This window comes from Sporosarcina koreensis (assembly GCF_001531445.1).
Taxonomy (GTDB): Bacteria; Bacillota; Bacilli; order Bacillales_A; family Planococcaceae; genus Sporosarcina; species Sporosarcina koreensis_C.
Genome location: NZ_LQYA01000106.1, coordinates 1 through 12,775, shown reverse-complemented (window position 1 = coordinate 12,775; position 12,775 = coordinate 1). Strand labels below are relative to the sequence as shown.

General features: G+C 45.8%; 13 protein-coding genes. 7 read left to right on the top strand and 6 right to left on the bottom strand.

Annotation, left to right across the window (positions count from 1 at the left end; translation table 11 throughout):
- The coding region (locus AWV70_RS24565; RefSeq protein ID WP_235588645.1) for an SDR family NAD(P)-dependent oxidoreductase at positions 1-491 on the bottom strand (491 nt) is incomplete at its 3' end.
- Positions 492-505: 14 nt separating this feature from the next.
- Entirely contained in the window at positions 506-1,654 is a 1,149-nt protein-coding gene (locus tag AWV70_RS12400; RefSeq protein WP_060207511.1) for a thiolase family protein, read from the bottom strand.
- A 200-nt stretch (positions 1,655-1,854) separates the two neighbouring features.
- Between AWV70_RS12400 and AWV70_RS12395 the strand changes: the two genes are divergently transcribed.
- From AWV70_RS12395 to AWV70_RS12375, 5 genes are all read left to right on the top strand, one after another.
- Positions 1,855-2,208, top strand: coding sequence for a hypothetical protein (locus tag AWV70_RS12395; protein WP_060207509.1), 354 nt, complete (start codon positions 1,855-1,857; stop codon positions 2,206-2,208).
- Between the two features lie 13 nt (positions 2,209-2,221).
- Complete coding sequence (locus tag AWV70_RS12390) at positions 2,222-2,860, top strand: PspA/IM30 family protein (RefSeq protein ID WP_060207506.1); 639 nt, start codon at positions 2,222-2,224, stop codon at positions 2,858-2,860.
- Between the two features lie 190 nt (positions 2,861-3,050).
- A complete protein-coding gene (gene liaF, locus AWV70_RS12385; RefSeq protein ID WP_060207504.1) occupies positions 3,051-3,752 on the top strand; it encodes a cell wall-active antibiotics response protein LiaF in 702 nt (233 codons plus the stop codon).
- Positions 3,749-4,795, top strand: a complete 1,047-nt coding sequence (locus tag AWV70_RS12380) for a sensor histidine kinase (RefSeq protein WP_060207502.1) — start codon at positions 3,749-3,751, stop codon at positions 4,793-4,795. The genes liaF and AWV70_RS12380 overlap by 4 nt, the downstream gene beginning before the upstream one ends.
- Complete coding sequence (locus tag AWV70_RS12375; protein ID WP_060207499.1) at positions 4,770-5,402, top strand: response regulator transcription factor; 633 nt, start codon at positions 4,770-4,772, stop codon at positions 5,400-5,402. The genes AWV70_RS12380 and AWV70_RS12375 overlap by 26 nt, the downstream gene beginning before the upstream one ends.
- Positions 5,403-5,712: 310 nt before the next feature.
- Here the strand turns inward: AWV70_RS12375 and AWV70_RS12370 are convergent, their stop codons facing one another.
- The 3 genes from AWV70_RS12370 to AWV70_RS12365 all read right to left on the bottom strand — a co-directional run bounded on the left by AWV70_RS12370 (position 5,713) and on the right by AWV70_RS12365 (position 10,820).
- The gene (locus AWV70_RS12370) at positions 5,713-7,527 is read right to left on the bottom strand and encodes a mechanosensitive ion channel (protein WP_060207497.1); all 1,815 of its coding nucleotides are present in this window, start codon (positions 7,525-7,527) and stop codon (positions 5,713-5,715) included.
- A 67-nt stretch (positions 7,528-7,594) separates the two neighbouring features.
- Complete coding sequence (locus tag AWV70_RS25105) at positions 7,595-7,729, bottom strand: hypothetical protein (RefSeq protein ID WP_268777814.1); 135 nt, start codon at positions 7,727-7,729, stop codon at positions 7,595-7,597.
- Between the two features lie 4 nt (positions 7,730-7,733).
- Positions 7,734-10,820, bottom strand: coding sequence for an efflux RND transporter permease subunit (locus AWV70_RS12365; protein ID WP_060207495.1), 3,087 nt, complete (start codon positions 10,818-10,820; stop codon positions 7,734-7,736).
- Between the two features lie 99 nt (positions 10,821-10,919).
- Between AWV70_RS12365 and AWV70_RS12360 the strand changes: the two genes are divergently transcribed.
- Positions 10,920-11,753 (top strand): TetR/AcrR family transcriptional regulator, encoded by an 834-nt coding sequence (locus AWV70_RS12360; protein WP_060207494.1) that lies wholly within the window; start codon positions 10,920-10,922, stop codon positions 11,751-11,753.
- A 176-nt stretch (positions 11,754-11,929) separates the two neighbouring features.
- Here the strand turns inward: AWV70_RS12360 and AWV70_RS12355 are convergent, their stop codons facing one another.
- Positions 11,930-12,265: a hypothetical protein gene (locus AWV70_RS12355; protein ID WP_060207492.1), complete on the bottom strand. Its 336-nt coding sequence runs from the start codon at positions 12,263-12,265 to the stop codon at positions 11,930-11,932.
- Between the two features lie 187 nt (positions 12,266-12,452).
- Here AWV70_RS12355 and AWV70_RS12350 point away from each other — a divergent pair.
- Positions 12,453-12,775, top strand: a 323-nt coding sequence (locus AWV70_RS12350) for a hypothetical protein (protein ID WP_153009980.1), incomplete at its 3' end; no start/stop codon positions are given.

Sequence of the window (12,775 nt, the reverse complement as noted above, 5' to 3'; positions counted from 1 at the left end):
GCGCTATAAGCTGTCTGCCCGATCTGCCCTTCGAATGCCGCTACGGAGGCGGTATTCACGATAACACCCCGCTCGCCGTCCGCGTTCGGTTCGTTTTCCATCATGGCGGCAGCCGCCACTCGGATTACATTAAAGGTGCCTGTCAAATTGACGCGGATCACTTGCTCAAAACGGTCTAATATCATCGGGCCCCCTTTCGATACGACCTTCCCTGGCGTTGCAATCCCTGCACAGTTGACGACAGCATTCACCTTTCCGAACACCGATACGGCTTCCGCAACATTAGCTTCCACATTTTCAGCATTTGCCACATCCGTTTTCAGGAATAAAACATGGTCTTCCCCCAGCTCATCGACCAATTCCTTTCCGCGTTCTTCATTCATATCGAAAATGGCAACTTTGCCACCTTCCGCAACGATTCGACGAGTCGTGGCCTCTCCCAATCCCGAAGCGCCTCCCGTGATAATCGCAATGATTTCATGCATTTCCATTCGTTCATCCTCCTTTACAAACATTCAATAATCGTTGCGTTCGCCATTCCCATCCCTTCGCAAATGGCGAGCAGTCCGTAACGCCCACCCGTACGCTGCAGCTCTTTCATCATCGACACGAGCAATTTCGTTCCTGTTGCGCCAAGCGGGTGACCGAGCGCAATCGCCCCTCCATTTGGATTCAACTTATCAGGATCCGCTCCCGTTTCTTTAAGCCAGGCAAGCGGTACCGGAGCAAATGCTTCATTCACTTCATAGACGTCCATATCTTCAATTGAAAGTCCCGACTTCAATAGAACCTTCCTAGTTGCTTCAATAGGACCGGTCAACATCAATGTCGGATCGGAGCCGACAGCTGTACGGGCGACAATCCGCGCAATCGGCTTCACCCCAAGTTCCTCCGCCCTTTCCTTCGACATGAGCAGGACAGCGGACGCACCGTCACTCATTTGGCTTGCATTCCCTGCGGTAATGACGCCATTTTCATCGAACACCGTTTTCAGGGCGGCTAATGCTTCAAGTGTCGAGTCTGGACGCGGGCCTTCATCCCTCGCAACGGTTTCCAGTTCACCATCGACGCGATTCACAGCAACCGGAACGATTTCGTCATCGAATTTGCCTTCTTCAATGGCTTGGATCGCTTTCTGATGACTTTCATATGCGAAACGGTCGAGCTCTTCACGTGTCAGTCCCCATTGTTTCGCAATGCGCTCTGCCGATAATCCTTGGTTTATGATTTCATACTTCTCCGTCAGCTTCGGACTCGGCTTTGCATCCCCCATGTTTGAGAACATAGGCGCCCTTGTCATGCTATCGACGCCGCCGGCAATGACGATGTCCATGTCCCCTGATGCAATCGCTTGGGAGGCGAAATGGACCGCTTGTTGGCTGGATCCGCATTGCCGATCGATTGTGACGCCGGGCACATGCACCGGAAAATCTGCAATTAAGGCAGCCGTCCGCGCAATATTGCCGCCTTGTTCTCCCGACTGCGTGACGCAGCCTAAAATGACATCCTCTATATCACTTTTATCGATTCCCGCTCGTGTTACCAGTTCTTCAAGGACCAAAGCCGCTAGCTCGTCCGGACGATATTCCGAAAAACCGCCTTTCCGCCTCGCGACAGCTGTCCGCACCCCTTCAACAATGACCACTTCTCTCATATCGACACCCCATTCTCTGAATTGATTGATAGTTCATATAGTTATAGCTTACAGGAAAGCGCTCCCAATATCCATAGCATTTTTACGTGTTCCTAGGTCGGAATCGGTCTCAAGTCGTAGATGGAAATCCGCTTTGCGCCCGTTTGGACGAGACGGTGCCCATTGTAAGATATAGATACAACGAAAGGAGGAACAACAATATGAAAAAATTTGGATTAGCGACACTCGGTATAGTGGCAGCAATCGTTGTTCTCGCAAACTTAGGGTCGATTTTGGCACTAGCCATTTCCGGTGCAATCGCTTTTGCAGGGTTCCATTACTACAGGAAGAGTGATTCGACATTCTTGAAGCTGTTCTGGGGAAGCGTTTTGCTCATCGGATTAGTGACAGCCGTTTCGAACGTGCCTGCATTCATTGGCATCATCGCATTGCTCGGTGTCTATTATGTATGGCGCAGGTGGAATGACCGTACGAATGACAATGTGATTGAAGCTAAATATTCCGATGACCCGTTCGTCAATTTCGAACGTCAATGGGATGAAATTACAAAATAAGGAGGAAACTACGATGAACACATTATGGAACAGATTGAAGTACACGGTGCAAGCAGACTTGCATTCAGCGCTTGATAAAAAGGAAGCGAAAAACCCGATTGCGATGTTGAACCAATACATCAAGGAAGCGGAGAAACAGACAGAATCGGTAGGCAAGCTGTTGGAGCGTCAAGGGAAATTGAAAGTTGAGCTTGAGAAGGAGTTTGCGGAAGCGGAAGCGATGCTCGAAAAACGCCGCCGTCAATTGGAGCTTGCGCAATCGACTGGCGAAGAGGATTTGGTCGCGTTCGCTCAAGATGAGATCCATGCTTACGAAACACGCGCAAACGAGTTGGCGGCAAGCATTACGCAATCGTCGCAGGAATTGTTTGCGCTGGAACGTAAATTCGAGGAAATGAAACATAAAGTGAAGGATATGAAAGTCCGCCAGCTACAATTGATGGGGAAAGAAAACGTCACACGCGCCCATCGCCGCATGGATCAATTCATCTCCCCTGAAAATGGCGACAAGCAAATTAAGAGCGTTGATGAAATGAATGCGTATATCGAAAATCTCGGCGGCAAGATCAATCGCGAGTATGAAGTATCGTCGATGGAGCGCAGATTGGAATTGCTTGAAAAAAATGCCGCAAAAAACAATGAAGTTGTGTAATATAGAAGTGTGGAGGGCGCTTGCTCAGATGCGACAGGCATAAGGCGAAGATGCGAAGTGGCGGTTGTTGCCACACAGCAGATTTGACTTATGACCCGAGCATCTAGCGCCCGGAGCCGGACAACAATAAATTAGATGGGAAGGTGCCCGCCTTCCCTCTTCAATCTGACATCAAGAAGGGGGCATTGCAATGAAACAAATGGAAACAAATAAGATGACTTTTTGGATTGTCGCCTTTCTTTTGCTGATTTTTGTCGAGGCTATCTTCCTATCCAACGGCAACATCATCTTCCTTCTTCTTGGTGCCGGACTCGTCTATTACGGCTTTAAAAAACGTTCAAAATGGATGACTTTTTTGGGACTTTTCTTCATTATTATGGCGTTGGTGACGCTGTGGAGCTTGCGCATGCTATTGCTAGCAGGATTCGTCTATGTTTTATTCCACTTATGGAAAGGTGTTCCCGCGGGTCAGATTATGCGACCGTTGAAAGAGTTTCAAAAGGAGACGCCGAACGGCATTTGGAAAAACAAATGGTTTTCTGTCCAGGCATCCCCCTTCTCTTCATATGAATGGGAAGACGTACAGATCCAAGGATTTTTCGGGGATATCCATGTGGATGTAACAGACACAGTTCTTCCAAAAGGGACGTCTTTCATTGCCATCCGACAAGGGTTCGGGCGGATCAAGATTGACCTGCCTTACGAAATTCCCGTGCGCATCCATTACAATACATTGTTTGGCGAAGCACGGATCCTTGATATCAGTCCCAAGCGGATGATCAACGAGACGCTTCATTATAAGGAAGGCTACGACGCTGACATCGGGGACAGGTCAGAGTTGATCATCTCCCTATCCACATGGATCGGTGATATTGAGGTGGTGCGGAAATGAAGGATCTATTCGGACGCAGCATCTTTCTAACGTTTATTTTCACCGGCATTACAGCCCTTTACTTCTATTTGATCATCAATGTGCCTATAAGTGAAATATGGCTTTTCTTTTATGAAATCCAGTATGCGAACGTTCCTTTAGGTGCGTGGATCATTTTCACTTGTCTAGCACTCGGTTCTTGGATTGCCGCCTGGATGGGCAGCATCGGCCGCTCGAAGGAAAAGGTGTTTGAGCAGCAATTGACGGGATTGATTCAAAATGAAGAAGTCGTAAAAATCAATAAAAAGTTTTCTCCAAAGATTGATAGAACGCTTGAAGATGTATCCAATATTTTGAAGACGCAACGGAAAAGCTTGCAACGGATCACAGATGAACGGGCAGAGGCGCAAGATAAATTAATACAGGAACGGATTGTACAGGAACGACAACGACTTGCACGTGAGCTGCATGATTCCGTTTCCCAACAGCTGTTTGCCGCTTCGATGCTCATGTCCGCAATCAATGAGCGGGAGCATGAACAGTCGATGCAAAAGCCACTTTTACAAGTGGAAAAGATGGTGCAGCAAGCACAGCTTGAAATGCGGGCCTTGCTGCTTCATTTGCGGCCAGCCGCATTGAATGACAAATCCCTTGCGGAGGGTCTTGAGGAACTGTTAATCGAATTAAAAGAGAAGGTTTCGTTCGATATCCGCTATCGTTTGGAAGAGGTGTCCTTATCGAAAGGAGCGGAAGATCATCTCTTCCGGATTGCGCAGGAAACGTTGTCGAACACGTTGCGGCATGCACAGGCGACGGAAGTAGATGTTCTTTTTGTCGAACGGGACGGCCTTGCGATTTTCCGCGTGCAGGATAATGGAGTCGGTTTTGAGGAGTCGGACGGCAAAGGCGGTTCGTACGGATTACAAAATGTGAAGGAACGGGCGATTGAAATCGGCGGCACGTGTAAAATTGTGTCGGTCCCTTCGCAAGGCACGATTGTGGAAGTGAAATTGCCGACGAAAAAGGGGGATGAACTGGATGATTCGGATTCTATTAGCGGATGATCACGAAATGGTGCGGATCGGCGTGTCCGCATACTTGCAGACGCAGCCCGATATGGAAGTCGTCGATGAGGCGGTCAACGGGAAGGAAGCTGTCGAAAAAGCGCTTGTATTACGGCCTGATATCATTTTAATGGACATGGTCATGCCGGAAATGAACGGTGCGGAGGCGACTGCCGAGATCATCCGACAATGGCCGGAAGCGAAGATCGTCATCGTCACCAGTTTCCTCGATGATGATAAAGTATATCCCGCTTTGGAAGCGGGTGCGATCAGCTACATATTGAAGACATCAAATGCCAAACGCATCGCGGAAGCCATACGCGAAACGCTGAAGGGCCAAACCGTGTTGGAGCCGGAAGTGACGTCGAAAATGATGCAGAAAATGCGGTCCGGAAACGGGCATCGTCTCCACGATGACTTGACGGAGCGAGAATTGGAGATCCTTCTTTTATTGGCAAAAGGGAAAACGAACCAGGAGATCGCCGATGACTTGTTCATCGCGTTGAAAACGGTGAAAACGCATGTGAGCAATCTGTTGTCGAAGCTTGAAGTGCAGGACCGGACGCAAGCAGTGATTTATGCTTTTAAAAATGACCTTGTTGATTGAAAGATAGCGCATGCCCGGAAATGGGTGTGCGGCTTTTTATTTGTGTGCGAACTATCCGGTTGGAAGAATGAGAACTTGTTGTGCATGAACGAGAACTTTACAGCGGAGAACGAGAACTCTTTGACCGGGAATGAGAACTTCTAATGTAGGTGAATTACTGTCATAGTCACAAAGTAACGAATTGAACATAATTTGCGTCGATTATCAAAATTCACTCATAACCCGACGACATCGCGTCATAATTTCACCTCATACAATAAAAACTGCCCCGCCACCGGAAGTCCGATGGATGGGGCAGTTTTTACGTTTATTACTTTCCGCGGTTCGGATCAAATGGGTAGTCTTCGCCCGGATCCGTCGCATTGTAGCCGTCTTTATTTGCTGCATTTGGTCTTGTTGGATCATTTTCGTCGAACGCATCCGTCATATTTGAATCGGCAGGATCCGATAGTGGCAGTTCATCCGATGAAATATTTCCTGTTCGCGGTTCATAATCCCGCTCAGTCGGATAGTCGCTGCCATCGCCGACTGGAGGCATATGATCCTCCTTCGCCGTTTGATCCACAGCCTGTTGAGCTTTATTCGCGGATTGCTTCGCCTCTCGCTTCATCTTATTTTTCTCCTGCTCCCACTTTTCTTTGGAAACATCCGCATTCTCCAAGCTGCTTTCCATTTTCGTCAAGTAGCGGGAAGCATGCTCACGTCCACCTAAACCGAATGCAAGTCCAAACGCCAATGCGACACCTCCAAGGATGAGGATGAATGCTGCATTGATGATTGCTGGGGCGATACCGAGCTGGCTCAATGCCATGAAGAACGCAAACGCCAGAATCGCGTATTTTGCGACGTAGCGCAATACGTGTGGAGCACCCGATTGAGTCGTCATGATGCTGCCGACGAATTTCTCAGCAAGGTTTGCGAGCCAGAAGCCGATTGCCAAAATGACAACAGCTGCGACGACCATCGGCAAGTATGCAAAGATGCCTGTCGCCAATGTCACCATAAATCGAAGGTGAAGCAATTGAAGCGCTTCAACGACGAACAACAAGATGACAACTACTTGTACAATCGTTCCAATGATTTGGGAGAATGAAGTTGTTGACGCTCCAGAACGTACACCCATTTTACCGGAGAGTGAGTCGATGCCTAAGTTATCCAATAAGGAAACGACAACACCCTTGACCCATTTCGCCAAGTAAATACCAACAAGAACGAGAACAACGGCAACTGCAATCTTCGGCAGCATCGTCATAATGTCGTTCAGCATGGCGATCGCTGGCTGTGAAATCCCTTCGAGGTCTAAAACTTCCAATGCGGAAATCGTTACGGGCAGCATGATCAGAACAAAAACGATCGTACCGATTATTCCTGAAATGCTTGTCCCGTTCGAGCCTGAAGAGGATTTCAGCTTATGTGCAAACCGGTCGACGCCAACCGATTCAAGCAGCTTCGTCACAATCGTACGAACGATTTTCGCAACAACCCAACCAACTGCAAAAATCAACGCCGCCCCCACTAGCTTCGGAATGAAGTGCATGAAGCTTGCAAGCATTCCTTCAAATGGCCCGCTAATTCCGCTGAGGCCGAGCGCGTGAAGGATAGCTGGAACGAATAAGAGTAAGACGACATAGAACGCAATATTCGCAGCCGTCTCGACCCATTTCGACTTATCGATTTCGTCAGGAGAAGCCCCTACTTTCGCCACATACTTATTGAGCTTCATCTTGCCGCCGACTGCTAAAATCACTTTTTTGACAATCAACGCCAGAACCCACGCCAATAATAGAATGAGTCCGGCTTTCAAGATGCTAAGGACCGCTCCGCCGATTCCCGAATACATCGTCATAAATGGCGTTGCGATCATTGATGCATTCATGATGTTAAAGAAGAGAAGGAATGCTAACAGAAGGATTCCAAAGAAGAAAACTTTGCTGATGATTTTTTCCACATTCCATTTTCCTTCTTTAACGTCTAATCTTTCGTTGACTCTGGATTTCTTCAAACGTTTGTGCACCGCGTTTTCCACTGCCTTCGCGATGAAAAAGCCTATGAGCAAGACGAGCAACCCGAGAATCAATTCGGGCAGCCAGCTTAGCATATTGGCAAAATACATATCTCTAAACATTCCGTGTCCTCCATTCAGTTAGTAGTCTATTAAAGACTATTCCTATAAATGGGGAGGACTAAACCTATTAATCTACTGAAGAGGTCACGACTGACGCTTCTTTGGACGCGGGAGCCATCGCTTTGGACGCGCGGCATATTCCCATACGCGATTCCACAAAAAAAGAAGAAGGAACAAGTTTCTGCTCCTTCTTCTTCTGCATCTAATTAATCCTCTTCCAAATCCAAACGGTTTTTCTTGAATAGTTTCGACAGGATTTCGTACACGATCGGCACGACGATCAGCGTCAACAATGTGGAACTGATCAAACCGCCGATTACCGTGATGCCGAGACCTTTCGAAATCAATCCGCCGCCTGCTCCATTTCCGAGCGCCAATGGAATAAGGGCTCCGATTGTAGCGATCGCTGTCATAAGGATCGGACGTAAACGTGTAGCGCCCGCTTCGAGTACTGCTTCACGCATTTTCAGTCCGGTACGTTCCATCCGGATAATACGGTCCACGAGTACGATCGCATTCGTGACAACGATACCGATCAACATCAACAGCCCCATCATAACCGGAACGGAAATCGTTTCGCCCGCAATGAGCAAGCCGACAAACGAGCCGATAACCGCAAATGGCAACGAGAACAGAATCGCAAACGGTGCGACACCTTCACGGAATGTCACGACTAAGATGAAGTAGACAATCGCGATTGCCGCAATCATCGCTATGCCGAGCTGCATGAAAGCCTCTTCCATGTCAGCCGCGACACCCGCTGTATCGACTGAAACGCCTTTCGGCAAATCTAAATTATCGATTGCTTTATCAACTTCAGAAGTCGCTTTCGAAATGTCCGCGTCAACGAGCTTACCGGAAACAGTGGCATAATATTCGCCTTTGCTTCGGGATAGCGTATTGAATGTCGATCCTTCCTCTACTTCAACCAGGTCAGAAAGCTTCATCGTCGTGCCTAACGCTGTTGGAATCTCTGTTGCCATTAATTCATCAATCGATTTCGGCTGTTCAGATTCCTTCTGCTTCACGACAACTTCCAACTCGTTTCGATCTTTACCGATCGTCGTTACAACTTGCTGCGTCCTTGATGGACTTAGCATCATGATGATTTGCCCCGTCGTTAATCCATACTGTAGCAACTCATCCTGTGTTGCTTTCAACGTGTATTGAACGTATGCATCCTCTGCACTTGAAGAGACATCCTCAATACCTTTGTTATCTCCCATTACTTTTTCAACCTGTTGGACAGCTTCCTTCAGGCTGCTTAAATCTTCACTATAAAATGTGTAGCTTATTTCATTCGTAGACATTCCCATTGAACTGAAGTCCTGGCTCTTCCATTCTCCGGATTGGCCGATATTGAATACATAGTCTTCAATTTCTTTACGGACTTCTTGGAAGTTTTCCATATCCGGATCGAAAATCAGATACATTAATGCACCATTCGATCCGCCTCCCATCATCGCTGCCATCGGATCGGCACTATCCATGATGGATAATTGAACAATGTCTATATCTTTGCGTTTCAACATTTCCTTTTCGACGACTTCAACGTTTGCTAACGTTTCATCCTGAAGCTCGCCCGTCTCCGGTGTATACGTAATATACATCACTTTTTCTTCATCACTGCCGAGGAAGCTAAAGCCGATCAATGGCATTAGACCTAAACTGCCAGCGAGTAGAACGATCGAAATGATTGAAGTAATGACTTTATGGTTCAACGTCCATCCAAGGACACGCTTATACCAATTCGCCAACTTACCTACTTCTTTATGACGACTTTCGGTTTTCTCTCCATACAGTTTTTTCCTAAACAAGAAATGTGATAATGCTGGTACGATAGTAATCGCGACGATTAATGAAGCACCAAGCGCAAATGTCATCGTCAATGCAAATGGCAAGAATAGCTCTCCTACCATACCGCCGACAAAGATCAGCGGGGCAAATACCGCAACTGTCACAAGTGTTGACGACATGATCGGTTTGAACATTTCAATCGTAGCTTCGCGAATCAATGCACGACCCGACAGCTTTTCAGTTTTCAAATGTAGTCGCCGGTATATATTTTCCACGACGACAATCGAGTCATCAATTACCCGCCCAATTGCCACTGTAATTGCACCAAGCGTCATAATATTAAGCGTTATATCCAACCAATTGAGCAATAATAACGCCATGAATACTGAAACTGGAATTGAAACGATTGAGATGATTGTTGACTTGAAATCACGTAAAAACAGCAGGATAATCAAAACCGCGATCAAACCACCGAATAACGCCTTTTCAACCATTGTAGAAACTGACTTTTCAATCGGTTCTCCTTGGTCAAGCGATACATCTACAACTAAACCATCAATTGCTTTTTCTTCGTCTTTAATTAATTTTTTTACTTCATTTACGACATCGACCGTGTTTGCACGCTGGCCTTTGACAATTTGGATCGCAATCGCATTTTCACCATTTGTACGGGAAACCGACTGCACTTTGCCGACTTTTTCTACCGTCGCAATATCGCCTAGTTTCACGAATGGAGATGGATTAGCTTCCGAAGGCGTGACAGGGATGAGCATGCCTTTCAACTCTTCAATTGTCATGAACTTTCCGTCTACAGCAACAGCTTGCTCGCCTTCTTCAAATTCATAAAGGCCAAGTGAGACTGCCAAGTTGCCTGCTTGGATCATTTGCTTAACGGAATCTTCCGTTAAACCAAGACTAGCCATTTTTTCTTCATCATACGTAAGCTCTACTTCTTCGATATGCTGACCAGAAATGGTTGCAGAAGCAACGCCTTCGAGTTTATCGATTTTCGGCAGCAATATATCTTCAACAGTGGAACTTAATTCAACAATATCCTCTGTAGTACTGCTCACACTTAATGCAACGACAGGCATCATATTCATGCTTAGCGCTGTAATTATCGGTTCTTGCGCGTCTTCCGGCAATGATATTCCGTCTAAAGCAGACGCCAATGCCCGCTTCGCTTCATCCATATCGACGCCATATTCATATTCCACTTGAAGACTGGCCATATTGGACATTGAATTGGAATAGACGGATTTCACATTGTCTAAGTTTTCTACTGCCCGTTCAATAGGTATCGAGACTTCCTCCATCACTTGCTCTGGAGTCGCACCAGGATAGACACCCATGACCATTAAGTACGGGATTGATATATCCGGCAACGTCTCTGTTTTCATCTGTGTTGCGGAATAAACACCCGACACTGTAATAATTATGGTTAACAACCATACTGCTAATTTATTCTTTAGTACAAAATTGACTAACCCTTTCACCCTTACACCTTCCCCTATATTGACAGTTTTGACTCAATTATTTATACTAATGACTAGCCGGTCAATTGTCAAATGAAATACTAGGAGCGATTCGGATATATGGCGAAAAAACAACTTATTATGGAGAAAGCTTTGGAGCTATTTGCAAAGCAAGGATTTGAAGCAACATCTGTTCAACAAATAACTGACCATTGTGGTATTTCCAAAGGGGCCTTCTATTTATCGTTCAAGTCGAAAGACGAGTTGATTGTCGCGCTGATTGATCATTTTATGAGACAATTTACTACGGATATTGACTTAGTGGTCAGCGAAGAGGGCGACGAGGATTTATTATACAACTTCTATTATACGACGTTTCAATCATTCAATAAACACTCTGATTTCGCTAAACTCCTCATGAAGGAACCGACGCAATCTTTCAATGAAGAGCTGTTTTCCAAGCTGCACCATTACAATAAATCTCTCGAAAAAGTGATTTTATCAATGATAGAACGATTATATGGAGAACGCTCCAATGACCTGAAATATGATTTACTGTTCTGCATTAAAGGCTTTATGAGCACCTATTCAGAGCTGTTTATGATATATAAATTACCGATCGACATGGAATCGCTTGTCCGATCACTTGTTGAAAAAACAAATCTGCTTGCAAAAAACATGACGATTTCCTTCATTTCCAATGAATTGATACAGGTAATTGATCAGCCTTTGAATGAAGAGCCTTCTTTAGAAAAGATTATTGAAATCGTGGAAAAGAATATTGAAGACATAGAGGATTCGATTGAAAAGGAGTCATTACTCCTATTAAGGCAGGAACTGTCGGAGCCGACCTTGCATCCGGCAATCGTGAAGGGTTTATTGGCAAACATCCAAAACCATCCTCATTGCAAATGGACTGCTTATTTATTGCGGGGGCATTTTGTAATGAAATAAGCAAAAAACGCTTTGTCATGCAAGCTTACAAAGCGTTTTTCATCTTCATTTACTCTCCACCAATCACACGATTCATTCCATGGATGACGCCTACATGCACACCTTCATGCCATAAAGCAAATCTTACTAGAAAAGGGGGAAACAGAAAAAGCGGACATCAACTAAGAAGTCCGCTTTTATGTTACATCTATTGGCTTGTCATTCCTTTTTTGATTGTTCCATTTCTCACGGGTCTCGCTGTTAAATTCACGGGTTTCGTTAGTTTGCACCCCGGTAGGCACATCTTTACCAACCACTTGGAATTCATTGACTAGTGGCTTATTTTCACTATAAGCGGATGGGTCATCTATGCCTGTTTTGTCTTGCGCGTTTTTACGGAATTCATTTGTCCAGTTCGAGTCGGCAGGGTCCGCCAAAGGCAGTTCATACGTAGGTCCCACCCCTTTTCCGGGATGCAGGATCTTCGGTTCCAAGTCCTTCTTGTTCGGATATTTACCATCAACGATCGTCATATGGATTCCTCCTTTTCCTCTCATCAAACACGGAAATCCCACGCATGGCGAGAGGTGGTTTTTAACTTTACCCTTAGATACGTAAGTGTAAACCTCATTTTTCAAAATAATTTACCAAGGGAACATCACCCTATTTCTTTCGTCAAAGTTACATAGAAATTGACGGAGAAAATCGTGGGGTGATTGTATGCAAAAATGGTTCGGAGCACTCTTTCCTATTTTAAGCATTTTGGTATTATTATGGATTGAGCAAAGTGTCGGCGTAACATATGGAATTAAAACGGTCGCAAAGGTCATCCTATTTCTCGCAATTCCTTTGATGCTTTTCCGTGCGACAAAGTTTCCATTTCTCCGATTCCGAAATGCGGATCGAAAAAGCATTCGACTTGCTTGCATATTAGGAATATCAATCATGGGGCTCATTATCGGTGCTTTCCTTTTATTGCAAATGCATATCGACATTGCTTCCTTGCGGGACGATTTGCTGCAATCCGGTATCACTCCTACAGT

What these genes read in the sequence shown, in the direction of transcription:
- AWV70_RS12355 (WP_060207492.1), bottom strand. Translation starts at nt 12,265, where the DNA reads ATGACGATCGTTGATGGTAAATATCCGAACAAGAAGGACTTGGAACCG.
- AWV70_RS25105 (WP_268777814.1), bottom strand. Translation starts at nt 7,729, where the DNA reads ATGCAGAAGAAGAAGGAGCAGAAACTTGTTCCTTCTTCTTTTTTTGTG.
- AWV70_RS12395 (WP_060207509.1), top strand. Translation starts at nt 1,855, where the DNA reads ATGAAAAAATTTGGATTAGCGACACTCGGTATAGTGGCAGCAATCGTT.
- liaF (WP_060207504.1), top strand. Translation starts at nt 3,051, where the DNA reads ATGAAACAAATGGAAACAAATAAGATGACTTTTTGGATTGTCGCCTTT.
- AWV70_RS12380 (WP_060207502.1), top strand. Translation starts at nt 3,749, where the DNA reads ATGAAGGATCTATTCGGACGCAGCATCTTTCTAACGTTTATTTTCACC.
- AWV70_RS12375 (WP_060207499.1), top strand. Translation starts at nt 4,770, where the DNA reads ATGATTCGGATTCTATTAGCGGATGATCACGAAATGGTGCGGATCGGC.
- AWV70_RS12360 (WP_060207494.1), top strand. Translation starts at nt 10,920, where the DNA reads ATGGCGAAAAAACAACTTATTATGGAGAAAGCTTTGGAGCTATTTGCA.
- AWV70_RS12400 (WP_060207511.1), bottom strand. Translation starts at nt 1,654, where the DNA reads ATGAGAGAAGTGGTCATTGTTGAAGGGGTGCGGACAGCTGTCGCGAGG.
- AWV70_RS12390 (WP_060207506.1), top strand. Translation starts at nt 2,222, where the DNA reads ATGAACACATTATGGAACAGATTGAAGTACACGGTGCAAGCAGACTTG.
- AWV70_RS12370 (WP_060207497.1), bottom strand. Translation starts at nt 7,527, where the DNA reads ATGTTTAGAGATATGTATTTTGCCAATATGCTAAGCTGGCTGCCCGAA.